Source organism: Streptomyces sp. NPDC041200 (genome assembly GCF_055591805.1).
Map to the genome: position 1 here is coordinate 1 of NZ_JBVIZF010000004.1, position 26990 is coordinate 26990.

At 71.4% G+C, this 26990-nt stretch carries 26 protein-coding genes and 5 pseudogenes; 16 read left to right on the forward strand and 15 right to left on the reverse strand.

The window, feature by feature from the left end:
• Nucleotides 1-513, forward strand: a 513-nt coding sequence (locus ACZ6CL_RS13515) for an inositol monophosphatase family protein (protein ID WP_468935253.1), incomplete at its 5' end; no start/stop codon positions are given.
• A gap of 71 nt (nucleotides 514-584) precedes the next feature.
• On the opposite strand, the gene ACZ6CL_RS13520 is transcribed toward ACZ6CL_RS13515, so the two are convergent.
• Nucleotides 585-1019, reverse strand: a complete 435-nt coding sequence (locus ACZ6CL_RS13520; RefSeq protein ID WP_468935256.1) for a DUF6228 family protein — start codon at nucleotides 1017-1019, stop codon at nucleotides 585-587.
• A gap of 137 nt (nucleotides 1020-1156) precedes the next feature.
• Nucleotides 1157-1573 (reverse strand): annotated as a pseudogene (locus ACZ6CL_RS13525) (transposase); the annotation flags it as partial.
• 101 nt (nucleotides 1574-1674) lie between these two features.
• Here ACZ6CL_RS13525 and ACZ6CL_RS13530 point away from each other — a divergent pair.
• From ACZ6CL_RS13530 to mtnC, 6 genes and pseudogenes are all read left to right on the forward strand, one after another.
• Nucleotides 1675-2053 (forward strand): annotated as a pseudogene (locus ACZ6CL_RS13530) (alpha/beta fold hydrolase); the annotation flags it as partial.
• Between the two features lie 23 nt (nucleotides 2054-2076).
• The gene (locus ACZ6CL_RS13535) at nucleotides 2077-2844 is read left to right on the forward strand and encodes a Vgb family protein (RefSeq protein WP_468935259.1); all 768 of its coding nucleotides are present in this window, start codon (nucleotides 2077-2079) and stop codon (nucleotides 2842-2844) included.
• 228 nt (nucleotides 2845-3072) lie between these two features.
• Nucleotides 3073-4668, forward strand: coding sequence for an S-methyl-5-thioribose-1-phosphate isomerase (mtnA, locus tag ACZ6CL_RS13540; RefSeq protein ID WP_468935262.1), 1596 nt, complete (start codon nucleotides 3073-3075; stop codon nucleotides 4666-4668).
• Nucleotides 4665-5339: a methylthioribulose 1-phosphate dehydratase gene (gene mtnB / locus ACZ6CL_RS13545; protein ID WP_468935265.1), complete on the forward strand. Its 675-nt coding sequence runs from the start codon at nucleotides 4665-4667 to the stop codon at nucleotides 5337-5339. The genes mtnA and mtnB overlap by 4 nt, the downstream gene beginning before the upstream one ends.
• Nucleotides 5336-5914, forward strand: a complete 579-nt coding sequence (locus ACZ6CL_RS13550; RefSeq protein WP_468935268.1) for a 1,2-dihydroxy-3-keto-5-methylthiopentene dioxygenase — start codon at nucleotides 5336-5338, stop codon at nucleotides 5912-5914. The genes mtnB and ACZ6CL_RS13550 overlap by 4 nt, the downstream gene beginning before the upstream one ends.
• Nucleotides 5911-6621: an acireductone synthase gene (gene mtnC / locus ACZ6CL_RS13555; RefSeq protein ID WP_468935271.1), complete on the forward strand. Its 711-nt coding sequence runs from the start codon at nucleotides 5911-5913 to the stop codon at nucleotides 6619-6621. The genes ACZ6CL_RS13550 and mtnC overlap by 4 nt, the downstream gene beginning before the upstream one ends.
• Before the next feature lie 28 nt (nucleotides 6622-6649).
• On the opposite strand, the gene ACZ6CL_RS13560 is transcribed toward mtnC, so the two are convergent.
• Entirely contained in the window at nucleotides 6650-6784 is a 135-nt protein-coding gene (locus tag ACZ6CL_RS13560) for a hypothetical protein (protein ID WP_468935274.1), read from the reverse strand.
• 319 nt (nucleotides 6785-7103) lie between these two features.
• Between ACZ6CL_RS13560 and ACZ6CL_RS13565 the strand changes: the two are divergent.
• Both ACZ6CL_RS13565 and ACZ6CL_RS13570 read left to right on the forward strand, forming a co-directional pair.
• Nucleotides 7104-7670 (forward strand): annotated as a pseudogene (locus tag ACZ6CL_RS13565) (NAD(P)-dependent oxidoreductase); the annotation flags it as partial.
• A 283-nt stretch (nucleotides 7671-7953) separates the two neighbouring features.
• Nucleotides 7954-8988 (forward strand): hypothetical protein, encoded by a 1035-nt coding sequence (locus ACZ6CL_RS13570; protein ID WP_468935277.1) that lies wholly within the window; start codon nucleotides 7954-7956, stop codon nucleotides 8986-8988.
• A 40-nt stretch (nucleotides 8989-9028) separates the two neighbouring features.
• Here the strand turns inward: ACZ6CL_RS13570 and ACZ6CL_RS13575 are convergent.
• From ACZ6CL_RS13575 to ACZ6CL_RS13590, 4 genes and pseudogenes are all read right to left on the reverse strand, one after another.
• A pseudogene (locus ACZ6CL_RS13575) lies at nucleotides 9029-9502 on the reverse strand (alpha/beta fold hydrolase); the annotation flags it as partial.
• 2 nt (nucleotides 9503-9504) lie between these two features.
• Nucleotides 9505-9636: pseudogene (locus tag ACZ6CL_RS13580) on the reverse strand (NAD(P)-binding domain-containing protein); the annotation flags it as partial.
• A gap of 78 nt (nucleotides 9637-9714) precedes the next feature.
• Nucleotides 9715-9906 (reverse strand): ester cyclase, encoded by a 192-nt coding sequence (locus ACZ6CL_RS13585; RefSeq protein WP_468936023.1) that lies wholly within the window; start codon nucleotides 9904-9906, stop codon nucleotides 9715-9717.
• Between the two features lie 437 nt (nucleotides 9907-10343).
• A complete protein-coding gene (locus ACZ6CL_RS13590; RefSeq protein WP_468935279.1) occupies nucleotides 10344-10508 on the reverse strand; it encodes a hypothetical protein in 165 nt (54 codons plus the stop codon).
• A 117-nt stretch (nucleotides 10509-10625) separates the two neighbouring features.
• Between ACZ6CL_RS13590 and ACZ6CL_RS13595 the strand changes: the two genes are divergently transcribed.
• Entirely contained in the window at nucleotides 10626-11375 is a 750-nt protein-coding gene (locus tag ACZ6CL_RS13595; protein WP_468935283.1) for a lysostaphin resistance A-like protein, read from the forward strand.
• Here ACZ6CL_RS13595 and ACZ6CL_RS13600 read toward each other — a convergent pair.
• Nucleotides 11354-11992: a GntR family transcriptional regulator gene (locus tag ACZ6CL_RS13600; protein ID WP_468935286.1), complete on the reverse strand. Its 639-nt coding sequence runs from the start codon at nucleotides 11990-11992 to the stop codon at nucleotides 11354-11356. The genes ACZ6CL_RS13595 and ACZ6CL_RS13600 overlap by 22 nt on opposite strands.
• Before the next feature lie 164 nt (nucleotides 11993-12156).
• On the opposite strand from ACZ6CL_RS13600, the gene ACZ6CL_RS13605 reads away from it, so the two are divergent.
• Complete coding sequence (locus ACZ6CL_RS13605; RefSeq protein ID WP_468935289.1) at nucleotides 12157-13305, forward strand: mandelate racemase/muconate lactonizing enzyme family protein; 1149 nt, start codon at nucleotides 12157-12159, stop codon at nucleotides 13303-13305.
• Nucleotides 13302-14117 carry an SDR family NAD(P)-dependent oxidoreductase gene (locus tag ACZ6CL_RS13610; RefSeq protein WP_468935292.1) on the forward strand — a complete coding sequence of 272 codons (816 nt, stop codon included), beginning with the start codon at nucleotides 13302-13304 and terminating at the stop codon, nucleotides 14115-14117. The genes ACZ6CL_RS13605 and ACZ6CL_RS13610 overlap by 4 nt, the downstream gene beginning before the upstream one ends.
• Nucleotides 14118-14121: 4 nt before the next feature.
• On the opposite strand, the gene ACZ6CL_RS13615 is transcribed toward ACZ6CL_RS13610, so the two are convergent.
• Complete coding sequence (locus tag ACZ6CL_RS13615; protein WP_468935295.1) at nucleotides 14122-14769, reverse strand: HhH-GDP family DNA glycosylase; 648 nt, start codon at nucleotides 14767-14769, stop codon at nucleotides 14122-14124.
• A 91-nt stretch (nucleotides 14770-14860) separates the two neighbouring features.
• Nucleotides 14861-16591, reverse strand: coding sequence for a PucR family transcriptional regulator (locus ACZ6CL_RS13620; RefSeq protein ID WP_468935297.1), 1731 nt, complete (start codon nucleotides 16589-16591; stop codon nucleotides 14861-14863).
• Nucleotides 16592-16790: 199 nt separating this feature from the next.
• Here ACZ6CL_RS13620 and ACZ6CL_RS13625 point away from each other — a divergent pair, with 199 nt between their 5' ends.
• The 3 genes from ACZ6CL_RS13625 to ACZ6CL_RS13635 all read left to right on the forward strand — a co-directional run bounded on the left by ACZ6CL_RS13625 (nucleotide 16791) and on the right by ACZ6CL_RS13635 (nucleotide 20365).
• Complete coding sequence (locus ACZ6CL_RS13625) at nucleotides 16791-17054, forward strand: UBP-type zinc finger domain-containing protein (protein WP_468935299.1); 264 nt, start codon at nucleotides 16791-16793, stop codon at nucleotides 17052-17054.
• Between the two features lie 34 nt (nucleotides 17055-17088).
• Nucleotides 17089-17832 (forward strand): Hsp20/alpha crystallin family protein, encoded by a 744-nt coding sequence (locus ACZ6CL_RS13630; protein WP_468935301.1) that lies wholly within the window; start codon nucleotides 17089-17091, stop codon nucleotides 17830-17832.
• Nucleotides 17833-18184: 352 nt separating this feature from the next.
• Nucleotides 18185-20365 carry a putative bifunctional diguanylate cyclase/phosphodiesterase gene (locus ACZ6CL_RS13635; RefSeq protein WP_468935304.1) on the forward strand — a complete coding sequence of 727 codons (2181 nt, stop codon included), beginning with the start codon at nucleotides 18185-18187 and terminating at the stop codon, nucleotides 20363-20365.
• A 61-nt stretch (nucleotides 20366-20426) separates the two neighbouring features.
• Here ACZ6CL_RS13635 and ACZ6CL_RS13640 read toward each other — a convergent pair whose 3' ends face one another.
• The 5 genes from ACZ6CL_RS13640 to ACZ6CL_RS13660 all read right to left on the reverse strand — a co-directional run bounded on the left by ACZ6CL_RS13640 (nucleotide 20427) and on the right by ACZ6CL_RS13660 (nucleotide 25447).
• Nucleotides 20427-20807, reverse strand: coding sequence for a DUF779 domain-containing protein (locus tag ACZ6CL_RS13640; RefSeq protein ID WP_468935306.1), 381 nt, complete (start codon nucleotides 20805-20807; stop codon nucleotides 20427-20429).
• Nucleotides 20807-22330 (reverse strand): acetaldehyde dehydrogenase ExaC, encoded by a 1524-nt coding sequence (gene exaC, locus ACZ6CL_RS13645; protein ID WP_468935309.1) that lies wholly within the window; start codon nucleotides 22328-22330, stop codon nucleotides 20807-20809. Before exaC ends, ACZ6CL_RS13640 begins: the two co-directional genes overlap by 1 nt.
• 67 nt (nucleotides 22331-22397) lie before the next feature.
• A complete protein-coding gene (locus ACZ6CL_RS13650) occupies nucleotides 22398-23729 on the reverse strand; it encodes a GAF domain-containing protein (RefSeq protein ID WP_468935312.1) in 1332 nt (443 codons plus the stop codon).
• A gap of 44 nt (nucleotides 23730-23773) precedes the next feature.
• Complete coding sequence (locus tag ACZ6CL_RS13655; RefSeq protein ID WP_468935314.1) at nucleotides 23774-23929, reverse strand: hypothetical protein; 156 nt, start codon at nucleotides 23927-23929, stop codon at nucleotides 23774-23776.
• A gap of 258 nt (nucleotides 23930-24187) precedes the next feature.
• Nucleotides 24188-25447: a glycoside hydrolase family 18 protein gene (locus ACZ6CL_RS13660; RefSeq protein WP_468935316.1), complete on the reverse strand. Its 1260-nt coding sequence runs from the start codon at nucleotides 25445-25447 to the stop codon at nucleotides 24188-24190.
• A gap of 346 nt (nucleotides 25448-25793) precedes the next feature.
• On the opposite strand from ACZ6CL_RS13660, the gene ACZ6CL_RS13665 reads away from it, so the two are divergent.
• The gene (locus ACZ6CL_RS13665; RefSeq protein ID WP_468935318.1) at nucleotides 25794-26966 is read left to right on the forward strand and encodes an acyl-CoA dehydrogenase family protein; all 1173 of its coding nucleotides are present in this window, start codon (nucleotides 25794-25796) and stop codon (nucleotides 26964-26966) included.
• Nucleotides 26967-26990: the final 24 nt, after the last annotated feature.

The following is a 26990-nucleotide window of genomic DNA, read 5'->3' on the forward strand; positions in this document are numbered from 1 at the left end:
TACGAGGACGAGTACGGTCCTGCTGTCGGGGTGATCAACATGCCCATGAGTCGGCAGATGGTCGTGGCCGGGCGAGGCCTTGGCTGTTGGGTGCTGACCGGGGGAAAGCCAGACCTGAGGTCGGGCCGTCGCGCCCGGGTCACCGAGCGGACCAGCATGCGCGGAGCCAGGACCCAGGCGCACAACCCGGCCGGCTGGCCGGAAGAGCTTCTCACGGCTCTCCACCGTCAGGTCTTCCTGATGCCGTCGATGGGCTGCATCGTGGATCTCGTCACCGGCCGGACGGACGCCGTGGTGATCGCCGGCCCGCCGATGGATTACCAGGATGTGGCCCCCATGCCGATCATCGTGTCGGAGGCGGGGGGCCGCGTAACCGACCTGAGCGGCGGGTCTGTACTGGAGGGCGACATGACGGTGCTGGCCACCAACGGCCTGCTCCACGAAGCGATCCTGGACCTGGTTGCAGGCCTGCCACGCAGCCGAGACCTGTACGCCCTCGACGACGGCGTGTAGCACGGCAGCGTGCCGACGCCGGTCATTCTGAAATGATCAGTAAGAGGCTGTCTCACGTGGTGGTGCTTCAGTTACTCGACCGTGCTCGTGAGAAACGTGTGGAGCTCGGCGGCGAGGGTTCGCATCTCTTCGCCAGCCGCGTGCACGGTGGTGGTCTCGAAGTGCCACTCCTCGGACGGGGGCCGGTCGTGGATGCCCCACGTCAGGTGGACGTAACCGCCCGGGTGGTGTTCTGCCGAGATCGTCAGGTCGCGTTCCAGCGAGCGCCAGGCGCGCGCTCCTTCCCAGCCGCGGAAATCCTCGGCCAGAGAGGAGAGGAAGGTATCGAGGCCATCGCCGTTCCACGTCCGCACCAGGGTCTCGATGCTCACCCATTGCCCGCGAGCTTTCACGAGGAAGTCGAGTGTGGCGTCGTCCCCGAACGGTCTTGTCAGCTCGGAGAAGAGCAGCTGGACTGGTCGCGGTCCGGGGTCTCCCACGCGTACCGCGGGGCCATCTTCGATCATTCGAGCAGGTTAGAAGTCGTGGGACTCGACGACCAACTGCTATCCCCACACTGCGCCGGGCACGGCCACAGGCGCTACTTGGGGCGTGATCGTCCGCTATGGCTGTGAATCTTGCGCGGAACCTGGTCCCTGATGGGCATGCCCGAGCGTTTCAGACTCTGTTTGCCGCGGTCGACCGGTGAGCGACCGGCCACCTCGCCGCCTCCGGGCGCCTTGGTGATGGAGCCGTCGACGGCGATCTGGTCGAGGACGAGGCCGACGATCCGGTCGTAGGACTCCAACGCGATCTGCTTGAGCCGGGCGAAGACGCCGAGGACGATCCACTCGTCGCGACGGTTGCGGATCGTGGTGGCCGAGCACGTCGTGTCGGCGATCGCCTCGTAAGAACAGCCGAAGCGCAGCAGTTGCAGGAGCTTGTCAAGGATGACCCGGTCGCTGATCCGCGGGCGGTGGCAGCCCAGTGGATGGTCCGGATGGTGCAACGGCCGCTCGGGCAGCAGGGCCGCGAATTGACCCCAGAGCGGTTCGGTCAGCCATGATGGCAGCGCAGGCACAGGTCTCTCCGGTGATCACGGAGTGTCGCAACTCCATGATCGCTAGAGCCTGTGCCTGTCTTGTGGCTGGGGTGCCACCTCCACCCCTATCTGCGCGGCCTCTTAACGCGGGAGCACGGCCCGGACTTGTCGGGGAGGTTGCGCGGCGCTCCTTCATGCGTCGCGGTCACGGGTGGGTGCGGCGGCCGGCCATCGAGGAGATCGCGACTGTCACTGCCGTGGAGCCCGATGCGGAAGTCTTCCCAGCCGTCGATGTGTACGACCGCCTCACCTGTCCGATGACGATCGTGTTGGCCGAGGATGGTTTTTACGCTTCACGGCGCGACGAGGTGCGTGCCGTCGTGGATGCCGTCCCTGGCCCGCCGGCTGATCGACATCAACTCGAACCACAACGTCCCCATGACCCGGCCTGCTGACCTCGCCGCGATCATTCTCGACCTGGTGCGAGACCGAGTGGCATCGGTCAGGAACGTTGATTGATCCCACCCCCACAAGGAGTTGCCGTGCGCCATTCTGATGCCCCGGCCACCAGGGAGATCTCCGTGGCAGACAGGGGGGCCGGGCCTTACGGCATCGCGGCGGGGCGTGACGGAACACTGTGGTTCACCCGGTCCCAGGACCACCGGATCGGCCGTTTCACCGCCAACGGTGAAACGGAGTCCTTCCCTGTACCGACACCCGGCAGCGGACCCTTCGGGATCACCGCAGGTCCAGACTATGCGATGTGGTTCACGGAGATGAACACCGACCGTATCGGCCGCATCACCGGCATGGGAGAGATCACCGAGTTCGTCCTTCCCCATGCGGGCGCCTATCCCTCGGCAATCACCACAGGCCCTGACGGGGCCCTCTGGTCCACCCTCAATCAGGCGAACGCATTCGGCCGCATGTCTGCCGACGGGGACATCATCATTCACCCGCTTCCCACCCCCAGCGCCGCACCCGTGGGCATCACCAGTGACGGCGCCGCCTTGTGGTTCGTTGAGATCGCAGCAGGTCAGGTCGGCAGGGTCTCGGTGGATGGCGGGATCAAGGAGTTTCCGCTCCCTGACCGCACGGCCAAACCCCACGCCATTGTCGCGGCCTTCACCGGGGAGTGCTGGTTCACCGAATGGGGAGCGAACCGCGTTGGCCGCATCACCGATAGCGGCGAGATCGCCGAGTACAGCCTGCCGTCACCGTCGGCCGAGCCGCACGGCATCACCCTGGGCCCCGACGGCGCTCTGTGGGTGGCCCTTGAAACGGGAGGGGGCGTGCGGGTGGAACCGTAGCCGCGGGATATGCGCTCAGCTCGCACTCGGCCTGCGTGACCACCTGGTCAGCGAACTCTAGGGGCTCCACCAGTTGAGACTTCGCTGACCAGGTGCGACGCAATCCCATCGGTAAGATCCTGCGATGCCGGGGACGTCGCAGCCTTTCCCAGCCAGCCGTGGGCCGCTCTGCTGTGCCCGGCTGCTCCGGCGGGCGCCGAAAGAACGCGAAGAAGGTGAGGATGCGCAATGGGCGTAGCGAAGCACGACAGCCCCGACGAGACCTCCGCAGATCACTCGGGCTTATCCCTGTACTGGGAGGACAACGCCGTCATAGCCGTGGATCAGCGCGCCCTCCCGCACACGTACGAGCTGTTGCGCCTGGCGGACATCGATGCGCTGATCGCCGCAGTGAAGTCCCTGGCCGTTCGAGGCGCTCCCGCCATCGGCCTCGCGGGTGCCTTCGGTGTCGCTCTCTCTGCTCGGGCACACCAGGACGCGCACACGGGCGTGGTGGGCGAGGACGCGGTAAGGGCCGACGCAGAGCGCATCGCCGCCGCCCGGCCCACGGCCGTCAATCTCACTTGGGGCGTACGCCGCGCTCTCGCACAGCTGCCGTACGGTCCCCAGGCAGTGCTCGACGAAGCCATGAAGATGGTCGCCGAGGACGCGACGGTCAACTCCGCGGCGGCAGCCCGCGCCGCCGGGCTGGTCCAGTCACTCCTGTCGGACCGTCCGCTGCGGCTCCTGACCCACTGCAACACGGGCCGACTGGCCACGGCCGCTGGAGGGACGGCCCTCGGCGGCATCCTGGAACTCGCTCGTCGCGGAAGGGTGGCGGAGGTCCTGGTCGACGAGACGAGACCGCTCCTCCAAGGCTCTCGGCTCACTGCCTGGGAGCTGGGCGAGGCCGGGGTGCCGTACCGGATCTGCGTGGACTCGGCAGCCGCCGCCGCGATGGCGCGGGGGCTGGTCGACTGTGTCCTGGTCGGTGCGGACCGGATCGCCGCCAACGGCGACACGGCCAACAAGATCGGCACGTACGGGCTCGCGGTCGCAGCCGCCCGGCACGGTATCCCCTTCATCGTCGTGGCGCCGGAGTCGACGTGGGACCACGATCTGCCCGACGGCAGCGGGATCGTGGTCGAAGAACGTGATCCGGCAGAGGTCACGGGCGTTGCGGGGGCCGCGGTGGCTCCGGCGGGCGCCCGGGTCTTCAACCCCGCGTTCGACGTGACTCCCGGAGAGCTGATCACCGCGATCGTCACCGAGGACCGTGTCGTCCGGCCACGCCAGGCTCACCGCGAACAGCGCGCCGGGAGCCTCCGTACTCGTATCGCCCAACTCCTGGAAGAGTTCCCCGACCACCCCAAGCCCGGCGTGGTCTATCAGGACCTCTCGGCGCTCTACGCCGAACCCGGCCTGCTGCAGGACGCCGCCGACCATGTGCGCGAGCACTTCTCGGGCGAGTTCGACCGTGTCGTCGCCGTGGAGTCCCGCGGCTTCCTCCTGGGAGCTGTCCTGGCGGCGCGCTCCGGGGTCCCGCTCAGCCTCGTCCGGAAACCCGGCAAGCTGCCTGGCCCGGTGCACTCCGTCGGGTACGCGCTGGAGTACGGGGAGGACCGCCTCGAGATCCGGCAGGGCGCCATCGCGCCGGGCGAGCGGGTGCTGTGCGTGGACGATGTGCTCGCCACCGGCGGCACTCTGCTCGCGGCGGGTGAACTCATCGAGGCCTCGCAGGCCAAGGTCGCCGGAGCGGTGGTCCTCGTCGGACTCACCGGCCTGTCTGGAGCCGAGCGGCTGAAGTCCTATGAACTCCTGTCCCTGTGCGAGGTGGCGGCATGACGGCGCCTGAGGATCGGCACACCGCCTTCGGCGCATCAATCGCCGAGTACTCCCGCGACCTGTACACACGAGGCTGGATGCCCGGCACGTCGGGCAACATCTCCGTGCGCCTCCCGGACGACGGCGGACCCACAGCACTGATCACGGCCAGCGGTCGCGACAAGGGCGACCTGACCGCGGAAGACATGGTCGCCGTGCACGCCACGACCGGCGACGTGCTGGTCCCGGGGCGGCTCAAGGCCTCGGCGGAGACCTCGATCCACACGGCGGTCTACGGGACGACCGACGCCCGCGCGGTCATTCATGTGCACTCGCCCTATGCCACGGTGATGGCGTGCCGCACCGGCGAGCGGGACCGTACGGCCGTACTCCCGCTCGACCGGTTCGAACTGCTCAAAGGCCTGGGCCTCGACGACCCCGCCCGGACCGAACTCCCGGTCTTCCGCAACTGGCCCGATGTACGGAGGATCGCGAACGAGGCGGCGGAATACCTCGCCGCCCACCCCGATGCGCCCCCGGGCCTGCTGATCGCCGACCACGGCATCACCACCTGGGGCAAGGACCTCGCCCAGGCCCGCAATCGGCTGGAGTGCCTGGAAGCCATCTGCCAGCTGCTCGTCCTCGGCGCCCGGGACGAACGCACCGATGTGAAGGAGACCGTGAACCGATGACCCTGCTCCAGGTGATGTCGCAGGCCGCGCCCGACGACGTGGTGCTGCGCACACGGGATGAAGCCCGGATCGGCGCCGTACTGAAAGAGCTGGGCGTGGAGTACGGCCACTGGGAGCTGCGCGCCACGGTGACCGCGAACACGACTGAGGAAGAGCTGCTGGCTGCCTACCGGGCCGAGATCGACGCGCTCTGCGCCAGCGATGGCCTCGTCCTGGTCGACGTGGCGCAGCTCCATCCCGCCCCCGGACCGGAGTGGGCGGAGCGCGCCGTCAAGGCCCGCTCCGCCTTCCTGGAGGAGCACCGGCACGCCGAGGACGAGGTCCGGTTCTTCGCCCACGGCACCGGCTGCTTCTACCTCCATATCGAGGGCACGGTGTACGCGGTCGTGTGCGAGGCGGGCGACCTGTTGTCCGTACCGGCCGGCACACGTCACTGGTTCGACATGGGCCCGCGGCCGGAGTTCGCCGCCATCCGCTTCTTCAAGGAAGAGGGAGGCTGGGTGGGCGACTTCACCGGCGACCCGATCGCCCAGGACTTCCCCCGCCTCGACGAGCTGCTGGCGGGGGACCGATGACCGGACCCGCGGTCGTCCTCGACATCGAGGGAACGGTCGGTTCCGCAGCGCACGTCCACGACGTGCTCTTCCCGTACGCGCGGGAGCGGCTGCCCCAGTGGTTCGCCGAGCACCGCGGCACGCCTCGGGGGGCGGAGCTGCTCGCGGAGATCCGGGACTACCTCCAGACCGAGACACTGGACGAAGCCGGGGCCGTCGCGGCACTCGCGGCCTGGACCGACCAAGACGTCAAGGCGCCTCCGCTGAAGACGATCCAGGGTTGGATCTGGGCGGCGGGTTACGCCGACGGTTCCCTCACCGGGCATGTCTACGCCGAGGTCCCCGACGCACTGCGCCGCTGGAAGACGTCGGGCGCGGCGCTCTACATCTACTCCTCCGGCTCCGTCGCGGCGCAGGTGAACTGGTTCGCGCACACCCCGTACGGCGATCTCACCCCGCTCCTGCACGGCCACTTCGACCTGGATACGGCCGGGAGTAAGAAGTCCACCGACTCCTACCGGCACATCACGAAGACGATCGGTATGCCGGCTGACGCGACGCTGTTCCTCAGCGATTCCGCCGAGGAGCTCGATGCCGCGGCCGACGCCGGCTGGCGCACGGTAGGCGTACGACGGGCGGACGATCCGCGCCCCTTGGCTGTGCCGGGGCACCCAACGATCCGTTCGCTGGACGAACGGGACCTGGACGACCTCATGAAGGGCGTGTAACGAGCCGGCCCCTCCGACGCGATCTCGGCTACTGGCTCGGGGCGGTCGCGCGTCGGAGGCGGGCGGTGGCCAGCTCGATGAGGGTGCGGGTGGCGTGGCTGAGGGTGGTGTTGCGGCGGTGGACGACGGCGAAGTGGTCGTAGAGCTTGGGCCGTAGTGGCACGGCGAACAGCTTTTGGGGCAGTTGGTCGGCGAGGCGGTGGACGACGCCGCGGGCGGCGATGGTGTCGGCGTGGCCGCGGGCGGCGATGCGGCGCCGAACAGGCCGAATCGCACCTTTCCGGCGGTGGCACCGGCCACGGCGGCGACGGCCCGGTCCCCTTCGTCGGCGGCGGCGAGCGCGGCCAGGGCGTGCGGGCGCAGGGCGCCCGCCGCCTCGGCAGCAGCGTGTTTACGGTGCCGTTGCGTAGACCGGAACACCAAGGAGCTGATCAGCTATGGCCGCGATCGGGTTCATCGGGCTCGGCAATATGGGAGCGCCGATGTGCCGTCGGCTGGTGGAGGCGGGACATCAGGCCCAGGTCTTCGACACCGACCAGCGCAAGATCGACGAGGCGATGAGGCTCGGGGCGGTCGGAGCCGGCTCCGCCGCCGGATGCGCCAAGGACGTCGAATTCCTGCCGACCTCCCTGCCGCGCCCGGACCACGTGGAAGCCGTGCTGCGGGATGCCGGGGTACTGGCCGCGATGGAGCCCGGATCGATCTGGGTCGACCTGACCGCGAACCGCAAGGAACTCGTCGAGGAACTGGCCGCCGAGGCCCCCGACGGGGTCGGGGTGGTCGACTCCCCGGTCACCGGAGCCGTCGACGGTGCGCGCAACGGCAGGCTCACCCTGTTCGCGGGTGGTGATTCCGCGCATCTGGAGCGGGTCACGCCCCTCCTGCAGACGGTGGGAACCGTGATCGCCTGCGGCGGGCTCGGCACCGGCAACGTCGTCAAGCTGGTCACCAACCAGCTGTGGTTCATCGCCTCCGCCGCCCTCGGTGAGGGCTTCGCACTGGGGATGCGGCACGGCGTCGACCTGCGCGTGCTGTGGTCGGCCATCCAGCAGTCGGTCGGCGATTCCTTCGTCGCCCGCCACGACGTGCCCTCGATCGCATCGAGGACGACACCGGGCTGTCCTTCCGGCTTGAGGACGACTGGACCCCGCCTTGGGAGGTCACCGGCCCCCAGGCATGACGCTGGCCCGCTGCCCCGCCCAGCAGCACACCAGCAGGGTGTCCGCGGCGACCGCGACCTGGTGCTCCACCACCACCCGCCGCGACCTGGTGCTCCACCACCACCCGCTACGCTGACGAACTCGCCTCCGCCCACCACGCCGGGAGCGCCGCGTGATCCTGCACCGCAACACCGACCGCCCCATCATCCGCTGCGACCAGTGCCCCGGGCGGCCCATCCTCCACACCCACCGCGAGGACACCGACACGCGCAAATGCGTGCGCTGTCAGGGCGAGCACCGCTGGCTGCCGCAGCCCCACCCCGAGGACCACCTGTGCCAGGTCTGCCGACGGGAGTGCCCCGAGTGCCAGGCGGTCACTGACCAGGAGGGCAGGCCCTGCCGCGCCTGCCAGGGCCGCTGCCGCACCTGCTCCGCCCCGCTCCCGGCCCGCCCGGCTTCCGCCGAGTCCACCACCCGCGTCGAACCCGGGCAGCGCAAGGACAAGCACCGCCGTTGGGCGCGCACCTACTACCCCCGAGCCTGGGACCAGTGCGCCGCGTGCCAGAGCACCGCCGGTACCGCCGACCCGGTCCGGGCCGTCCTCACCGCGCTCCCGGACAAGGTGCTGCGCGCCTGCGGAGGCGGCGTGCCGCCCACCGTTCTGGAGACCGTCCGCGACGAACTGCTCTACCAGCCCGCCGCCCGGCTCACCGCCCGGATCGAGCGCCGCTGGTGGAGCACCTGGGCCCACCGGCCCCTGGAACGCGCGGCCGACGCGGGAGAGGACGGGTACCGGCCTGACGACGTCGCGATGTGGCTGCTGGCACCCACACCGTGCGCCGGCCGGTGCGAAGACGGCTGGCACCCGGCTCCGCCGGATCGGCCGGCCGACGACGACCAGCCGTGCGGTGTCTGCCGCGGAGGGTGGCTCCTGCCCGGCCGCGGCCCCGAATCCCAGGCGTCTGACGACCGGCCCGACCACGATCGGACGCCGGCGGCGCCCACCGCCACGAACCGCACCCCCGCGCAAGCGGTCGCCTACCGGCCGCCGCACCGCGAATGCGAAGGCCGCGGCGGCACCTGCGGCCGACCCATCACCGACCCCTACACCCAATGCCCCACCTGCCTCGGCTGGCCCCGTTGCACCTGCGGCTCCCTCTACGACCCCGCGCAAGGAGACGCCTGCCGCACCTGCCGCGCCGGTTAGGGGAGTTGGCTCCGCAGACCTGCCGTGTTGGGTGAAATCGTCAAGTGGACTTGGGCACTTGAGCGGTGTGGGTCTCGGTGAACGACAGGAGAAGCGCGGCGGTCCGTGGCGGATCCTCCAGAATGGGTGTGTGTCCGGCCCCGGGCAGCAACTCGACTCTCGCGCCTGGAACGACGCGGTAGTCGGCCGCGGATGAGGGTCGCCATCTGCGGTCCTGGTCGCCGAAGATCACCTGCAGCGGCTTACCGAGGGCCATCAACCGATCCGGGAGCGCACGCTGGTTCAGATAGGCGGTGGACGCCTGCATCGCTGCGGTGATCGCGCGGTGGGCCATGCCGCGCAGTTCGTCGACGAGTTCTTGTGGGACGTGGTAGCCCGCGCGGAATCCGGTGCTCGCGAACTGGCGGATGTGCTCGTCGGTCGGTGGCCACCGCGCGGGGTCGATCGCGGTGGCCACCGGTGCGATGAAGGCATCCATGCTGGGGCCGGTATTGATGAGCGCGAGCGCGGTCACCGTTCGGCGACCAGGCCGGCGAGGGTCTCGGGGCCCCGGCGGTTGCTCAGGATGACCTCGTGGCCGGCGGCGACGGCGAGCCGTGCGACGGTGCTGCCGATCAGCCCACTGCCGATCAGTCCGATCGTGCTCATGTGTCGGTGTTTCCTTACGTTCCAACGTGGTGGAGACGGCCCGGCGGGAGGGCGGGCCGGATGCGGGGGACCGGTGGCTCAGGCCCGCCGCAGCGGGTAGCCGATCTGCTCAGCCAGGCTCAACTCCTGGCACATGAACCACATGTCGGTGATCTTGCCCTCGTCATCGAAGTGCAGCACCGTGATCTCGTCCCACCCGACGCGCTGACCGGTGGCCGGGGCACCGGCGAAGGTGCCGGAGTGCAGCGCGGTCATGTGGAACTTCATCATCACGGCCGGAGGCCACCACGTCCTGCGTCTGCGAGGTCTTGTCGCTGAGCCCCTCGGACAGCTTCTTCCAGCCGGACTCCAGCCAGTCGATGAAGTTGCCGCTCCGGGGGATGTCGTCACCGGTGGCCGCGTAGAGGTCGGCGAAACCGGCCCGGGTGATCGGGGCGTCGGGGGCGACGAGGGAGCGCATCAGGTCCCAGTCGAGACTGGGCATGGCGTCTTCGAGCAGCTTCTTGGCGGTGGCGACGTTGCGCTCGCCGGTGATGTCGTTCATGTCGTTCCTCGCTTCAGGACTGTCGCGTCGTTCCAGTCTCGACACGGGAAGCGAGCGCTCGACCCCCTGAACCTGGCCCAGCCGGTCCCCTGCTCAGCCGGTCCACCCGCTTGCCCATAGGCCGCGAGCCACATCAGCGGTCAGGTGGCAGGGCCCCGAGCCGTCACGCCCAGGCGCCGAGCGCCCACATGATCAGCCCCCACCCGCCCACCATCACGACGGCGGCGACGGCCAGCCACAGGAACACGCCCCACGGCCACACCACCGGCTCGGGCGGCTTCGGCGGCTTCACGGGGCAGCACTTCGAGCAGTGAGGGTCGTCGGCCACCCCCGCAGCATGGCGCGGCGCGCACGGTGACCACCCCTCGGCGGCGCGGTCTTCACCCGGACGGGCGACGAGCCGAGGACCCGCGCGATTTCGCGGGGTCGTGGCTATTCTCGGAGCGTGGGGAGCCGGTGGAAAGGCCATGTCGCGCGCCATCCGCTGTGGGGCGCCGTCGAGTTGACGCTCGCCTGGCATGTGGTGCTGGTGTTGTTCGCCGAGGTGATTCTGCCTCCGCTGGCTCCGTCGTGGTTTCCCGACCTCGGTGCCACCCTGGTCAACGCGGTCTGCTTCGCGGCTGTTTGGTGTCTGCTGTGGCGGTGGGGGTGGCTGCGGGCGTCGGGGGTGGGGACGCCCGGGCGGATGGGGCGCTGGTGGCTGGGTGTGCCCATGCTGCTCGTCGCGTGTTCGTACGCCGTCGCGGGCCTCGACGGCAGCGCGGGCGTGATCGTCAGCTCACTGGTGTCGCTGCTGTGGGTGGGCGTCAACGAGGAGGCCTACAGCCGGGGTCTGGTGCAGCAGGCGCTCGGCCCGCTCGGGGCGATGCGCGCGGCGGTGACCGTCGGCGTGCTGTTCGGCCTGGGGCACCTCCAGAACTACGTGTTCTTCGACGCCTCGTTGGACGACACGCTGTGGCAGATGCTGTCCGCCGGGCTCTTCGGCTTCGTCTGCGCCGGGTTGCGCTACGCGATCGGCTCGGTCTGGCCGCTGGTGCTCGTCCATGGGCTGGACGACTTCTTCCAGATCCGCTCGCCGGGCTCGGCTCCGGACTGGTGGGAGGCGGCCGTGTACGTCTTTTACGTCGCGTACGGGGTGTGGCTGCTGCGGCGGTACGGCGCCGGGGACACCCCCTACGCCTCGTCGCCGAGGTAGGTCTCGATGTGCTCGGTGACGGCGGCTTCGACCTCGGCGGGGGTGCCGGAGCGCAGCGCGTCGAGCAGGGCGCGGTGCTGCCGGGGGATCTCGTCCAGGGTGGGGTGTCCGGGCGCGTCGCGGACGAAGTAGGCCAGCACGCGGGGCTGGATGATGCGCCAGATCCGCAGCGTCTGGGCGTGTCCGGTGGCTTCGATGACGGCCTCGTGGAACGCCAGGTCGAGGGCTGCGAGGCGTTCGGCGGCCGTGGTCGCGGACCCCGGCGCGCTCGCCGCGGCCTCGGACATCTCCTCGACCAGCCGCTCCAGACGGTCGAGCAGTTCGGGCGAGCCGTCGCGGGCCGCGTCGGCGAACGCGACGCGCTCGATCGTCAGGCGGATGGGCACCAGGACCTCGCGCACCTCGCGCTGCGACACCCCGACGACCGAGGCCCCTCGGTAGGGGTGGGAGACGACGAGCCCCTCCTGCTCCAGGACCATGATCGCCTCGCGGACCGGGCCGCGGCTCACCCCGGAACGCGCGGAGATGTCCCGCTCGACCAGGCGGTCGCCGGGCCCCAGTTCGCCCGTGGCGATGGCCTGCCGGAGCCAGTTCAGGATCCAGTCCCGTCGTGACATGGGCGGCGCTGAGCCCGGACTCGACTGCGTCACGTGATTCCCGTCCCACCGAATAAGGCCGCGATGAGGCCCGCACCCTGCGGACCCGTACGCCACACCCTAACGCAGCTCCCCGCCTGGCAGATGGTTGACCATCTGCCATCCATCGGCCTAGTGTCCGGGCCATGAAGATCCGTGACATCCGCGCCGCCGGCCTCCGGGGCGCGACCCCCGCGGGCGGGTGGCAGGAGGAGCTGAACCCCGATGACGTCGTCCACACCCTGGTCGCGGTGCACACGGAGGACGGACTAGTCGGCGTGGGCAGCGTGTTCACCAGCGAGGCCCTGGTGCGCGGCGCGCTGGAGGTGCTGCGGCCGCTGGTGATCGGCGAGAACGCCGCCGAGCCCGAGCGCGTCTCGGAGCGGCTGCACCGGGCCACGTTCTGGCTGGGCCGCGGCGGCTCGGTGACCCACACGATCAGCGGCATCGACACGGCCCTGTGGGATCTGCTGGGCCAGCTCACCGGCCAGCCCGTCGGGCGCCTGCTCGGCGGGCGGTACCGGGAGCGCGTCCGTCCGTACGCCTCCCTGCTCATGGACCAGCCCGACGCCCTGGCCGGGCGGCTGCGCGAACTGGCCGGGCGCGGCTGGAGCGCCTTCAAGATCGGCTGGGGTCCCTTCGGCCGGGTCAGCGAGGCCCTGGACGAGCGCATCGTGGCCGCCGCCCGGGAGGCCGTCGGCCCCGAGGCCCTGCTCATGGTGGACGCGGGCGGAAGCGACAGCGCCTGGTCCAACGGCTACAAGTGGGCGTTGCGCACCGCGCACATGCTCCACCGCTATGACGTCGCCTGGTTCGAGGAGCCGCTCGGCCCCGACGCCCTGGAGGACTTCGTCCATCTGCGCCGCGAGGCGCCGGTCGCCATCTCCGGCGGGGAGGTGCTGACCCGGCGGCAGAGCTTCCACCCCTGGCTGGAGGCGGGGGCCTGGGACATCGTCCAGCCCGACGTGACCAAGGTCGGCGGCCTGAGCGAACAGCGCCGCATCGGCTGGGCCGCGCAGGACCACGGCGTACGGCTGATCCCGCACGGCTGGAACACCGCCATCGGGCTCGCCGCCGACCTCCAGCTGGCGTCCGCCCTGCCGGACACCGACCTCGTCGAGTACGTCACCGGCTCCCCGTACGTCGACGACCTCACCTCCCGTCCCTGGGAACTGGACGCCGACGGGATGCTCCCCATCCCCGACGGCCCCGGACTGGGCGCTCTCCTCGACCCGGAAGCCCTGGCCCGCTACACCGACGCCGACACCCTCCTGAAGCCCGGACGGCCGACGTGACGGCCGACGTGACGCAAGGCGTCGCGCACGACATCGCATTGGTCACCGGCGCGGCATCGGGCATCGGGCGGGCCATCGCGCTCCTGCAGGCGTCGGCGGGCCACGCCGTCGCGCTGGTCGACCGCGACGAGACCGGCCTGCGGAAGGCCGCCGACGAGGCGAGGGCGCTCGGCGCCCCCGGAGTGGCGGCCATCCCGGCCGACATCGCCGCCGAATCCGCCGTCATCGAGGGCTTCCGGCACTGCCGTGAGGCGCTGGGCGTCCCCACGCGCGTGGTCGCGGGCGCGGGCATCGAGATATCCGTGAAGGCCCATGAGACCGGGATCGCGGACTGGGAGCGGGTGATCGGCACCAATCTCACCGGCACGTTCCTCACCTGCCGCGAGGCCATCAGGCTGCTGCTGGAGCACGAACTGACGGGCTCCCTCGTCTGCCTCTCGTCCCCGTCCGCCGTCATCGGGTTCGGAGGAGGTTCGAACAGCGCCTACGGAAGCTCCAAGGGCGGCATCTCCGCGCTCGTCAGGGCCCTCGCCATCGACTACGCGGCCGCGGGCATCCGCGTCAACGGCGTCATCCCGGGCGCCACGGCGACCCCGCTGCTCGACGTCGTATCGCCGGACCCCGAGGGCACCGACGCCACCGACGGCATCGCCGCCCGCGCCCAGCGGCAGATTCCGCTCGGCCGACTCGCCCGCCCGGAAGAGATCGCCGCAGCGGTCGACTGGCTGCTCGGCCCCCAGGCCAGCTATGTGACGGGAAGCCACCTCCATGTCGACGGCGGTCTGACGGCCCGCAGCGCGAACGACTTCTGACCCCCTACGCGGCCGCGCGCACCTCCTGCGCGGCGTCGCCGTGGAGCGCCACCCGCACCAGGCCCGCGGCGAGCCGGGGGACGTCCTTGCCGGACACCAGCTTCTCCAGGGACGCGGGGCTCTTCGGCAGGCCGACGCGCTCGGCGCCCTCCAGCGCCTTGCGGTCGAAGTACGGGGCGAACTCCGGCCACACGCCCTGCGCCTCCCGCAGGAAGATGTCGACCCCGGCCGGTCCGATGCCGGTGATCTCCCGGAGCAGCTTCCGCGGGTCCCCGGCGTCGCGCAGCTTCCGCAGATCGCCCTGGTACTCGCGCAGCACCAGCTCGGCCGCCTCGCCGAGCTGGGTCGCGGTCCGCTCGTCGTAACGGCGGTAGCCGCCCTCGCCCAGGGCGTCCACCCGCTGCTGCCAGGTGGCGTCGGCCATCTTCCGCGGATCGCGCATCCCGGCGTCGAAGAGGGCGCGCGCCGAGGCCACCGCGATGTCCGCCTTGATGCGGGCGGACAGCAGGTGGGCCAGCACCAGCAGCTGGTAGAGGGGGCCGGGGGTGTTCCGCAGGGTGATCCCGGCCTCGGCCGCGTACGTCGTGCCCTGCTGGTCCAGCAGGCTGCGCACCACGCTCGTGTTCTTGTCCGTCTTGCCCTTCTCGCTCATCTCCGAGCCCACCTCCTTGCGCTGGGGCCTTGCTGAGGTCCTGCTGAGGACGGTCTACGCGGGTGCCCGCCGCGGCACGGTTCACTCGGGCTCACTCCGGCCCGCTCCAAAGGATCTTCCAGACGCGGGTGGCCACCTGGAGGTTGAGCCTGCTGTCCACGTCCGTCAGATCGCAGCCGCTGATCTCGCGGATCCGCTGCAGCCGGTAGCGCAGCGTGGAGCGGTGGATCACCAGGGCGGCGGCCGTCGCGCTGTAGTTGCCGCCGCGGTCGAAGTACGCGGTCAGGGTCTCGACCAGGGCCGTCCGGTGCAGCGCGTCGTAGTCCAGCAGCGGGCCCAGCCATTCCCGTACGAACTGCTCGACCTCCCGCTGCTCCGTTCCGGTGCGCAGAATGCGGTACAGGCCCAGATCGTCGAAGAAGGTGATGCCGTACGCGCTGTGCGAGCCCTGCCGTACCTCCAGCGCGCGCAGCGCCTCCTGGTACGAACGGGGTACGTCATGCGGGGTGTCGCAGCGGCCGCCGACGCCGACCGCCCCGGCCGGTGAGCCCAGCTCCCGGCTGAGCGCCGTGTGCAGCGCGCGCTCGGCCGGACGGCCCCGCGCCACCAGCACCGCCGTACCGGAGCGGCGGGTCGGCAGCACCCGCAGCCCCAGCCCCGAGGCCGCCCGGCCGACGGCGCGCAGGAACCCGTCGTCCACCGGTCCGTCCTCCCAGCGCACCGCGACCACATGGTGCGGACCGTGCAGATCGTGGCCGACCGCCTCGGCGCGGGCGTAGGCGCTGGTGTCGTCCGCGCCGGTGAGCAGGTCGTCCACCAGCTCGCGCCGCAGTCGCAGCTCCAGTTCGGCCAGCTCGCGCAGATGCGCCAGCTCCAGGGCGAGCGCGGACGCGGCGTGGTCCAGGGCGCGTACGGCCCGTTCGTCGGCCCGGCCCTCGGGGTCCACCAGACACAGCGCGCCCAGCAGCTCGCCGCGCGGCGCCGCGACCGCGACCAGCCGGTCCCGCACCCGGGCCGGGCGGGACCGGCGGGCGGCGTCACGCAGCAGCTCCTCGCGCTGCGCCGGATCGGGCTTGGGGTACGGATCGGGGCGCCCGGGGCCCGCCCAGGCGCGCAGATTGCCGAACCGGTCCTCGACCGCGGCGGGCAGCCCGGTGAGGCGGTGCAGCGCCCGGGCGATCCCCGCCTCGCCGTCGCCGCGGGCGGCGGTCCGGGCGAGCGCGTCGTGCACCGCGCGCAGATGGCCCAGGTCGGCGAGGGAGTGGTCGAGCCGCCGCCGGATCGCCTCCCGCTCGCCCCGAACCCGGCGCAGCTCGGCGGCCTGGGCGCGCTCCCGGCGGTGGGCGGCGGCGATGGACAGCGCCGCGGAGGTCTGGTGCACCAGGAGAGCCAGCAGGAACCGCTCGTCCTCGCCCGGCCGGTCCCGGGAACTGACCACCAGCGCGCCGCGCAGCCCATCGGGTTCGTACGGCCCGTCCGGCGCCCGCGGCCCGTCCGGCTCGCGCAGCCCGTCCGGCTCAGGTAGCCCGTCCGGCTCGCGCAGGGCGAACGCCCACCCCCAGGCCCGCTGGGGGAAGCGCACCGGCCCGTCCCGGCCCGCCAGCGCCCGGACCTGCGCGTCCAGGGCCTCGGTGGCCCGGAAGCCGTCGTCCGGGCAGCGCACCAAACCGTCGCCGAGCAGCAGGTAGCCCGCTTCGGCGCGGCCCGGCCCCACCGCGCTGACCTGGGCCATCGCCCGGCGCAGGATCTCCGTCTCGTCCCGGCTGTCGAACATGGTCAGACAGCGCAGCATCAGCTCATCGGCGACACCTGATGGGGCCATGCGCACCGGAGTACCCCTATCCCGGCGAATCACCGCAAGAGGTCGAATTCAGGACCGTAATTTCGACCTCGGGGACGCAGGCGCACCCTCGTCCCGCCTTGTCACCCTGACGGCATGGGCCTCGGTCCCGCCAGTGGTCCGGCCATTGGCGGCGACGCGAACATCCGGCCGCCCGCTACGGCAAGGGAGGGCGAACGCCATGGCCATCGAGCCCGACCCCCATCTGTCCATGGTGCGCCCGGTCGCCCCGCACACCCCGCAGGGGTGCGAGGAGTGCCTGCGTCTGGGTTCGCCCTGGGTGCATCTGCGGCTCTGCCTGACCTGCGGACACGTCGGCTGCTGCGACTCCTCGCCGCTCAAGCACGCCCGCGCCCATGCCGCCGTGGCGAGCCATCCCATCGTCGAGCCCCTGGAGGCGGAGGAGGAATGGCGGTGGTGCTACGTCCACGAGGCCCTGGTCTGACCTGCCGACAACCACACCACGGAGGTGAAGGACGATGAGCATGCCCGTCCGACGACATCGGGGCGCAGGCCCCCTCGAACGTCCCCGGGGCTGGAGCCGCAATCCGCTGGCGGAATTCGACGAACTGCTCAGCCAGATGGGCGGACTCCTCGAATCCACCGTCGGCGCCGCCCCGCCCGCCCTCACCGCATGGGCGCCCGCCGCCGATGTCACTGAGGCCGACGACGCCTACCGGGTCGAAGTCGACCTTCCCGGCGTCCGCCGTGCCGATGTGGACGTGGAGGTGAGCGGCCAGGAGCTGACCGTCTCCGGCGAGATCGGGGAACGCGAGCGCGCGGGCGTGCTGCGCCGCAGCACCCGTCGCACCGGGCGCTTCGAGTACCGGATGCTGCTGCCCGCCGAGGTCAACACCGAGGCCGTCAAGGCCGGGATGACCGACGGTGTGCTGACCATCACGGTCCCGAAGGCGGAGGCCGTGAAACCCCGTCATGTCGAGATCACCGAGAGCGGGGAGATCGGCGACACGGAGGCCGGGGGCGGGGCGCAGGCCCAGCAGCCCCCCGGCGGGACGCGGATGACCGACGAGACCACCGAGGCCCAAGACACCCAAGGCGCCCAAGGAATGCAGGGCACCCAAGGTGCCCAAGGAGCCCAGGGGGCGCAAGGCACCCAAGGCACCCAAGGCGCTCAAGGTGCCCAAGGTGCCCAAGAGGCCCGGGAGTCCCAAGAGGCCGATGAGACCCGCCCATCCTGGGGTTTCCGCGGCCGCAACCGCTGAACCCGAAAGAAACCCTCTCCACGGCGGCGCTCCTCCGGGGCGCCGCCGCCCGATGCCCGGCTTCTCCCGGCTTCTCCCCTCCCCGTGGGTACATCCGGATGGTCAATGTCCATTTTTCCTTTCCCCAGCCAACGGTTGATCAGTAATCTCGCCTCAGCAGCGGGTTGCCCTGCCGCTCTTCGTCGTGCTCCACTGCCCCGAGGATGCGGACGACCCCCGAGGGCGGCCCCGGAAGCCGGAAGAGGGCGAAGGAAGTGCAGGACGTAAAAGCTGCCTGGCGGCCGGCGGGCATCAACGCCACAGGCGAGGACGAACCAGCCCGAGGCGGCGTCCCCCCGGCGAGGCGTGCGATATGACCTCCACGCCGGGCGGGCCGAGACGTCGGGGCGGCGCCGGAGACGCCGAGGCGGAGAACGAGAGGCTGCGGCGGTTCGCCGCGATCTGGAGCCGCGCCGTCCACCCGATGGCGGCCACCACCCTGACCCTTGACGAGTTCCAGGGCTATCTGCTGCCGCTCGCCCACCGGCTGAGCGAGGCCCTGCACACCGTCCCCTTCGACACCGCCGACGCCTACGAGGTGGGCGCCGCGCTCGTCGACGCCCAGTGCGACGAACCCGAGGCACTGCCCGCGATCCTCGGCATCATCGACGCGTATCTGGTGCTCTACTCCCCGCCGGACCGGCCGATGAGCGACGAGGACCTGCGGGCCCGCTGCGCCCGGCTGCAGCACGCGCTCGCCGCGGGCTTCGTACGGGAGCTGCGTGAGCGTGAGCGCGATGAGCGCAAGGCCGTCTCCCGCGCCGCGCTGACCGCGCGCGTCGAGGCCGAGAAGGCGCTGCACGCGAGCGAGGCCAAGTTCCAGGCCGTGTTCGAGGGCGCGGTGATCGGCGTGGGGATCGCCGGGCTCGACGGCGAAGTCCTCGTCGTCAACGACGCGATGGCCAGGATGTTCGGCGGCTCCGACTTCTTCCGCCCCGGCCGGAACGTCACCGAGTTCGTCCACCCCGACGACGCGCCGGGCGTCCACGAGCTGTACCGCGAGCTGGTGCGGGGCGACCGTGACCACTTCCGCGTCGAGAAGCCGCACTACCGCGACGACGGCAGCGTGCTGTGGACCAATCTCACCGTCACCCTGCTCCGCGACTCCGGCGGCGCGCCCCAGTACCAGCTCGCGCTCGCCGAGGACATCACCGAGCACCGGCTGCTGCGCGAGCGGCTGCGCTACGAGGCCACCCATGACGAGCTGACCGGGCTGCCCAACCGCACCCTGTTGCTGGAGCGCCTCGACCAGGCGCTCGCCGCCGCGGCCGACGCCCAGCGCTTCGGCGTGTGCTACCTGGACCTCGACGGGTTCAAGGCCGTCAACGACAGCCTCGGACACGTGGCGGGGGACCGGATGCTGCGGGCCGTCGCCGAGCGGCTCCAGGGCTGTGTGACCTCCCCGCACGAGCTGGTCGCCCGGGTCGGCGGCGATGAGTTCCTGGCGCTGGTCACCGGGCCCGCCGCGCAGGCGGACGGCACCACGATGGCCCGCCGGATGCTCGCCGCGCTCGCCGACCCCGTCCACGTCGAGGGCCGCGAGCTGCGGGTACGGGCCAGCATCGGCGTCGTCGACGGGCGGGCCGGGGAGATCTGCCGGGCCGAGGTGCTGCGCAGCGCCGACATCACCATGTACCGGGCCAAGGCCGCGGGCGGCAACCGCTACGAACTCGCCGACGCCGACGAGAGCGCCCGGGTGATCGCCCGTCACAGCCTCAGCAACGGGCTGCCGTCGGCCCTGGAGAACGGCGAGTTCTTCATCGAGTACCAGCCGCTGGTACGGCTCGCCGACGGCACCGTACGCGGCGCCGAGGCGCTGGTGCGCTGGCTCCACCCGGTGCACGGGGTTCTCGGCCCTGACCAGTTCATCCCGCTCGCCGAGGACACCGGCCTCATCGTGCCGCTCGGCCGCTGGGTGCTGGAACAGGCCGCCCGGCAGGCCCGCGACTGGCAGGACGCCGCCGAGTGTGACGTCGAGCGGCTGCGGGTCAACGTCAACCTGTCGCCCTGCCAGCTGAGCCACCCCACGCTGGTGTCCGACACGGTGGCGGTCCTGGAGAACGCCGGGCTGTGCCCGAGCGCCCTGTGCCTGGAGGTCACCGAGAACGACCTCATCGGGGCCGACGAGAACGCCCTGCGGCCGCTGCGGCAACTCGCCGACCTGGGCGTGGACATCGCCCTGGACGACTTCGGCACCGGGTACTCCAACCTCTCGTACCTGCGCCGCCTGCCGGTCAGCACCCTCAAGCTGGACCGCTCCTTCACCCGCGGCATGCAGCGCGCCCCGGCCGACCCCGTCGACGTCAAGATCGTGGAGGGCATCGTCTCGCTGGCCCACACCCTCGACCTGGCGGTCACGGTGGAGGGTGTCGAGACGGCGGTGCAGGCCGAGCACCTGCGGACCCTGGGCTGCGACACCGCCCAGGGCTGGTACTACGCCCGCCCCGGCCCCCCGGAGCGGCTGCACACCCTGGCCCTGGCCGACGCCAGCTGAGCGCCACGGGGGCGGGCCGGTCGCCCGGCCCGCCCCCGTGCGCTGCCCGACTCGGCACGCCCTACCGCTGCGGCGCGTCCTGTTCCGGCGCGTCCAGCAGCCGGGAGCGGATCAGGAAGCGGACGCCCTCCGGCGCCTCCAGTGAGAATCCGCTGCCGCGCCCCGGCACCACGTCCACCGTCAGATGCGTATGCCGCCACCGCTCGAACTGCGAGGCGGACATCCAGAAGCCCACCGGCTCCTCGACCCCGTCCACCTCCAGCTCACCGAGCAGCACATCGGACGCGCCCGTACGGAACTCGCCCCGCGGGAAGCACATGGGCGCGCTGCCGTCGCAGCAGCCGCCCGACTGATGGAACATCAGCGGCCCGTGCTCCGCCCGCAGCCGCCGGATCAGCGCGGCCGCGGCCTCCGTCAGGGCGATGCGCGAGACCTCGGTCATCAGAAGAAGCCCAGCTTCTTCGGCGAGTAGCTCACCAGCAGGTTCTTCGTCTGCTGGTAGTGGTCCAGCATCATCTTGTGGGTCTCGCGCCCGATGCCCGACTGCTTGTAGCCGCCGAACGCGGCGTGCGCCGGGTAGGCGTGGTAGCAGTTCGTCCACACCCGGCCCGCCTGGATCGCCCGTCCGGCCCGGTACGCGGCCGTGCCGTCGCGGGTCCAGACGCCCGCGCCCAGCCCGTACAGCGTGTCGTTGGCGATCTCGATCGCGTCCGAGAAGCCCGCGAACCGGGCCACCGCCACCACCGGTCCGAAGATCTCTTCCTGGAAGACGCGCATGTGGTTGCCGCCCTCGAAGATGGTGGGCCGGACGTAGTAGCCGCCCTCCAGCTCGCCGCCCAGCTCGGCGCGGGTGCCGCCGGTGAGGATGCGGGCGCCCTCCTGCTGGCCGATGTCCAGGTAGGAGAGGATCTTCTCCAGCTGGTCGTTGGACGCCTGGGCGCCCATCATCGTGTCGGTGTCCAGCGGATGGCCCTGGACGATCTTCTCGGTACGGGCCACGGCCGCGTCCATGAAGTCCTGGTAGTGGCCGCCCTGGACCAGCGCACGCGACGGACACGTGCACACCTCGCCCTGGTTGAGGGCGAACATCGTGAAGCCTTCGAGCGCCTTGTCGAGGAAGTCGTCGTCGGCGGCCGAGACATCGTCGAAGAAGATGTTCGGGCTCTTGCCGCCCAGCTCCAGCGTGACCGGGATCAGGTTCTCGCTCGCGTACTGCATGATCAGACGGCCGGTCGTGGTCTCGCCGGTGAAGGCGACCTTGGCCACGCGCGGGCTGGAGGCCAGCGGCTTCCCGGCCTCCACCCCGAAACCGTTGACGATGTTGACCACGCCCGGCGGCAGCAGGTCGGCCACCCGGTTCATCCAGACGTGGATCGAGGCGGGCGTCTGTTCGGCGGGCTTGAGGACCACCGCGTTGCCCGCGGCCAGCGCCGGGGCGAGCTTCCAGGTGGCCATCAGGATCGGGAAGTTCCACGGGATGATCTGGGCGACCACGCCCAGCGGCTCGTGGAAGTGGTAGGCGACCGTGTCGTCGTCGATCTCGGAGAGGCTGCCCTCCTGGGCCCGGATCACCCCCGCGAAGTAGCGGAAGTGGTCGATGGCCAGCGGGATGTCGGCGGCCAGGGTCTCCCGTACCGGCTTGCCGTTCTCCCAGCTCTCGGCGACCGCCAGCTCCTCGAGGTGCTGCTCCATGCGGTCGGCGATCTTCAGCAGGACCGCGGCGCGCTCGGCGGGCGCGGTGCGGCCCCAGGCTGGCGCGGCCGCGTGCGCGGCGTCCAGGGCCCGTTCGACGTCCTCGGCGGTGCCCCGGGCGATCTCGGTGAACGGCTGCCCGTTGACCGGGGACGGGTTCTCGAAGTAGCGGCCCTGGGCGGGGGGTTGGTAGGCCCCGCCGATCCAGTGGTCGTAGCGCGGCTGGTAGCTGACCACCGATCCCTCGGAGCCGGGGTTTGCGTAACGCGTCATGGGGGCGGCCCTCCCTGTCGTACCTGCGGGCTCCGCCCGCCACGGGACGGGCGGAGATGAGGGGAGGCTAGACGCGGCAACGTTGCGGCGACGTTGCGTACCCGTGCTCGCGGTAGTCGTCGTCCGGGCCGCCGTCCGCCAGCCCGTACACCTCGCGCAGCCGCCGCACCCGCGCCGCCGGGGCCGCCCGGCCGGGGGAGCGCGGCGGGTGGGCGGCCAGTAACGCCTCCGCCACCTCCAGGTCGTCCTCGCCCCAGGGTGTCTGCGCCCAGCGCCGCAGCAGCTCCGGGTCACCGCCGGCCAGTACGGCCTCCCGCAGCCCGTCCTCCAGCGTCCGCCGCATCCGGCACACTCCGGGCGCCTCCGACATCGGCAGCAGCGGACCCGGATACGCCCGCAGCGCCGTGGACACCTCACCGGCCGCCAACTCCTCGGCCGCCACGCTCATATCGGTCCGTACCGGCGCGCACAGCCGGTACGGGCGCGAGCCCAGCAGCGGGCCGACCAGCCTGCGCAGCCGGGACATCTCGGCGCGCAGCGTCACCGGTGACCGGCGGTCGGCCCGCGGCCCGTACAGCTCCAGCGCCAGCCGGTCGCCGCTCAGGCCCTCCGGATGGCCCGCGAGCAGCACCATGATCTCGCTGTGCCGCCGCCCGAGCCGCAGCCGCCGCCCCTCGGTGATCAGCAGCGCCTCGTCGCGGCCGAGCGCCGTCAGCGCCACCCGCGGCCCGCGCGCCGGGGGCGCCAGGGCGGCCAGCTGCGCTTCGGCGGCGCGGGCGGTCGCCTGGACCAGGGCGAGGCTGTGCGGGGCGGCCAGATGGTCGCCGCCGGTGAGGTCCACCGCGCCCAGCAGCCGCCCGGAGTGGGGGTCGTGGAGGGGAGCCGCGGCGCAGGTCCAGGGCTGCACGCTGCGGTTGAAGTGCTCCGTGGCGAAAATCTGCACCGCGTGGTCGACGGTGAGCGCGGTGCCGGGAGCGTTGGTGCCCGCGTGGCGCTCGTCCCAGCGCGCCCCGGCCACGAAGTTCATCCGCTCGGCCCGGTGGCGCATCCCCGTGTGCCCCTCCACCCACAGCATGCGGCCGAGGTCGTCGCAGACCGCCAGCAGATGGGCGCCGTCGTGCGCGATGCTCCCCAGCAGTTCGCGGAAGAGCGGCATCACCCGGGCCAGTGGATGGTCCGCCCGGTACGCCTCCAGCGCGTCGTCCGCCAGATCGATCGGTGCCACGCACTCCTGCGCCACCCGGGCGTCGGCCGAGCGCCGCCAGGAGTCCGCCACCACCGGGCGGACGGCCGGGCCGAGGGCCCCCTCCGTCAGGAACGCCTCGTGCGCGCGGCGCACGGCGCGGGTGCGCTCCGCCGGATCGGTGCCGGACGCCATCGCCAGCCAGGGATTGACCACGGGGCCTCGCTCAACGGTACGGAGGGTCGGGTGGGACGGGAGGGTCAGGTGGGCGGGGTGGTGGGGGTGGCGCAGCAGCCGGGCGTGGGGGCGGGGGCGAAGCCGGGCGGTGAGGCGTAGCCGCAGGAGTGGCAGATCTTCCACCCGTCCTGGTTGACGGCGAGTTGGCCGCCACAGCTCGGGCACTGCTCGGAACTCATGATCGATCCTTTGGTTCAATGCGCAACGGGCCGGTCAGGGCCGCCCCAGCGCTCAGATTTCCTTGTGAGGCGGATGCCCCGCAATAGTCAGAACAAGCCGCGTTGCGATACGGCTCCGATGGCGGATCGGTTCAGCGGAGCGCGGGTTTCGGCGCATGCGTGCGGCATGTGCGGGAGGCGCTTGCGCGCCGGGCTACCGGCGGGTACGAAGGAGCCGGGAGCACATGGCTCCCGGCTCCTTGGCTGCTTGCCCGAGGGTCAGCTGATGGCCTTGATCAGCTCCCCGTTGGTGGTGTCGCCGCTCAGCTCCCAGAAGAAGGTGCCGCCGAGACCCTGCTGCTGCTTGTAGGTCATCTTCCCGCCGATGGTGGCGGGGGTGTCGTAGCTCCACCACTGGTTGCCGCAGTGGGCGTAGGCCGTCCCGGCGACCGTGCCGGTGGCCGGACACTTGCTCTTGAGCACCTTGTAGTCCTCGATGCCCGCCTCGTACGTACCCGGCGCGGCGCCGGTCGCGGTGCCGCCCGGGGCTGCCTGGCTGACGCCGGTCCAGCCGCGTCCGTAGAAGCCGATGCCCAGCAGCAGCTTCGAGGCCGGGACGCCGAGCCCCTTGAGCTTCTGGATCGCGGCGTCGGTGTAGAAGCCCTGCTGGGGCAGGCCGCTGTAGGAGGTGAGGGGCGAGTGCGGGGCGGTCGGGCCCTGGGCCGCCCAAGCGCCGAAGAAGTCGTACGTCATCGGGTTGTACCAGTCCACGTATTGCGCGGCGCCCGCGTAGTCGGCGGCGTCGATCTTGCCGCCGGACGAGGCGTCGGCCGTGATCGCGGCGGTGACCAGGTTGTTCTGGCCGAATTTGGCGCGCATCGCGGCCATCACGTTCTTGAACGCGGCCCGGCCGCTGGTGTCGCAGGTGTTGCCGCAGGCGTTGGGGTACTCCCAGTCGATGTCGATGCCGTCGAAGACGTCCGCCCAGCGCGGGTCCTCGACCAGGTTGTAGCAGGACTCGGCGAACGCGGCGGGGTTCTTGGCCGCCTCGCCGAACCCGGAGGACCAGGTCCAGCCGCCGAAGGACCACAGCACCTTGAGGTTCGGGTGCAGCTTCTTGAGCTTGCGCAGCTGGTTGAAGTTGCCGCGCAGGGCGCCCGCGTCCCAGGTGTCGGCCTTGCCGTCGACGCTGCCCGCCGCGTCGTACGCCTTGTCGTAGTCGGCGTAGGCGTCACCTATGGCGCACTTGCCGCCGGTGACGTTGCCGAAGGCGTAGTTGATGTGGGTGAGCTTGTTGGCGGACCCGGAGGTCTCCACGTTCTTCACGTGGTAATTGCGCTGGTAGATGCCCCACTGGGTGAAGTAGCCGACCACCTTGTTGCCGGCCGCTGCCTTGGGGGTGGCTGCCTTGGGGGTGGTGGGGGGTTCCGCCGGGGCGGCACCGGGGCTGGCCGTCGCCGCGCCCGCCAGCAGGGTGGCGGTCAGCACCGCCGTCGAGAGGGCCGCGAGTGCTGCCCGTAGTCCGCGTGGTCTGAGCATGGATTCTCCTCGGTGGGGGGTGAGGGGAGACGAAGTGCCCGACGACCTGCCCCGATATTGACATGAACGCGCAGGGCAGGGTGGGAGAACGGTAGAAGGACTAGACCAGTGGGGTCAATGGTCTGGGCCAATCCCGTCCGGGCAACACCCGGACGGATGAACTTCGTTGAAGATCGACATACCGGTGACGCGGGCCCCTCGATCGGGCATACTCCAACCGCCACGGTGCAGGTCATCACCCGTTCGCGACCCGACGGGAGGACCGGCTCGGCGGCAGGACACGGGCGGCGCCGCCCCACCGGGCGCGCGTACGCCGCCGCGCCCTACAGGGAGAGGAGAGCGCGCCATGACCGACCACGGCCCGCAGCCGGTGGAACGCGAACTGCCCACTGAGGAAGCTCGCGACCTGATTTCGCTCGTCCGCGAGCTGACCGAGCGGGAGATCCGTCCCCGCGCCGCCGAGGAGGAGGCCGCCGGACACTTCCCCCGCGAACTGTTCACCCTGCTGTCCCAGTCGGGGCTGCTGGGGCTGGTGTACCCCGAGGAGTTCGGCGGCGGCGACCAGCCGTACGAGGTCTACCTCCAGGTCCTGGAGGAGCTGGCCGCGGCCCGCCTCACCGTCGGCCTCGGCGTCAGCGTCCACACCCTGGCCTGCCACGGCCTCGCCACGTTCGGCAGCAAGGAGCAACTGGCCGAACACCTTCCGGCGATGCTCGGCGGCGGCCTGCTCGGCGCGTACTGCCTCTCCGAGCCCTCCTCCGGGTCCGACGCCGCCGCCCTCACCACCCGGGCCACCCGGGACGGCGACAGCTGGACGCTGGAGGGCACCAAGGCGTGGATCACCCACGGCGGTATCGCCGACTTCTACACCGTCCTCGCCCGCACCGGCTCCGAGCGCACCCGTGGCATCAGCGCGTTCCTGGTGCCCGGCGACGCCCCCGGACTCTCCGCCGCCGCCCCCGAGCGCAAGATGGGCATGAACGGGTCGCCCACCGCGCAGATCCACCTCGACCGGGTCCGGGTCCCCGGTGCCCGCCGGATCGGCGAGGAGGGCCAGGGCTTCGCCATCGCCCTGTCCGCCCTCGACGCGGGGCGCCTGGGCATCGCGGCCTGTGCGGTCGGCCTCGCGCGGGCGGCCCTGGACGAGGCGGTCGCGTACACCGCGCAGCGCCAGCAGTTCGGCCGTCCGATAGCCGACTTCCAGGGGCTGCGCTTCACGCTGGCCGACATGGCCACCCAGATCGAGGCGGGCCGCGCCCTCTACCTGGCCGCCGCCCGGCTGCGGGACGCGGGGCGGCCGTTCTCCAAGCAGGCGGCCATGGCGAAGCTGTTCTGCACCGACACGGCGATGCGCGTGACGACCGACGCGGTCCAGCTGTTCGGCGGCTACGGCTACACGGCGGACTTCCCGGTCGAGCGCTATATGCGCGAGGCCAAGGTCCTGCAGATCGTGGAGGGCACCAACCAGATCCAGCGCGTGGTCATCGCGCGCGCCGTCGCGGGGCCCGAAAGCCGATAACCGGCGTCTGGGTTACGGAAGCGC

Excerpts from the sequence above, each read along its gene's own strand:
- ACZ6CL_RS13520 (WP_468935256.1), bottom strand. The coding sequence starts at position 1,019 with ATGATCGAAGATGGCCCCGCGGTACGCGTGGGAGACCCCGGACCGCGA.
- mtnA (WP_468935262.1), top strand. The coding sequence starts at position 3,073 with ATGGGCGTAGCGAAGCACGACAGCCCCGACGAGACCTCCGCAGATCAC.
- mtnB (WP_468935265.1), top strand. The coding sequence starts at position 4,665 with ATGACGGCGCCTGAGGATCGGCACACCGCCTTCGGCGCATCAATCGCC.
- ACZ6CL_RS13550 (WP_468935268.1), top strand. The coding sequence starts at position 5,336 with ATGACCCTGCTCCAGGTGATGTCGCAGGCCGCGCCCGACGACGTGGTG.
- mtnC (WP_468935271.1), top strand. The coding sequence starts at position 5,911 with ATGACCGGACCCGCGGTCGTCCTCGACATCGAGGGAACGGTCGGTTCC.
- ACZ6CL_RS13585 (WP_468936023.1), bottom strand. The coding sequence starts at position 9,906 with ATGATGAAGTTCCACATGACCGCGCTGCACTCCGGCACCTTCGCCGGT.
- ACZ6CL_RS13600 (WP_468935286.1), bottom strand. The coding sequence starts at position 11,992 with ATGTCACGACGGGACTGGATCCTGAACTGGCTCCGGCAGGCCATCGCC.
- ACZ6CL_RS13605 (WP_468935289.1), top strand. The coding sequence starts at position 12,157 with ATGAAGATCCGTGACATCCGCGCCGCCGGCCTCCGGGGCGCGACCCCC.
- ACZ6CL_RS13615 (WP_468935295.1), bottom strand. The coding sequence starts at position 14,769 with ATGAGCGAGAAGGGCAAGACGGACAAGAACACGAGCGTGGTGCGCAGC.
- ACZ6CL_RS13620 (WP_468935297.1), bottom strand. The coding sequence starts at position 16,591 with ATGGCCCCATCAGGTGTCGCCGATGAGCTGATGCTGCGCTGTCTGACC.
- ACZ6CL_RS13625 (WP_468935299.1), top strand. The coding sequence starts at position 16,791 with ATGGCCATCGAGCCCGACCCCCATCTGTCCATGGTGCGCCCGGTCGCC.
- ACZ6CL_RS13630 (WP_468935301.1), top strand. The coding sequence starts at position 17,089 with ATGAGCATGCCCGTCCGACGACATCGGGGCGCAGGCCCCCTCGAACGT.
- ACZ6CL_RS13635 (WP_468935304.1), top strand. The coding sequence starts at position 18,185 with ATGACCTCCACGCCGGGCGGGCCGAGACGTCGGGGCGGCGCCGGAGAC.
- ACZ6CL_RS13640 (WP_468935306.1), bottom strand. The coding sequence starts at position 20,807 with ATGACCGAGGTCTCGCGCATCGCCCTGACGGAGGCCGCGGCCGCGCTG.
- exaC (WP_468935309.1), bottom strand. The coding sequence starts at position 22,330 with ATGACGCGTTACGCAAACCCCGGCTCCGAGGGATCGGTGGTCAGCTAC.
- ACZ6CL_RS13655 (WP_468935314.1), bottom strand. The coding sequence starts at position 23,929 with ATGAGTTCCGAGCAGTGCCCGAGCTGTGGCGGCCAACTCGCCGTCAAC.
- ACZ6CL_RS13660 (WP_468935316.1), bottom strand. The coding sequence starts at position 25,447 with ATGCTCAGACCACGCGGACTACGGGCAGCACTCGCGGCCCTCTCGACG.
- ACZ6CL_RS13665 (WP_468935318.1), top strand. The coding sequence starts at position 25,794 with ATGACCGACCACGGCCCGCAGCCGGTGGAACGCGAACTGCCCACTGAG.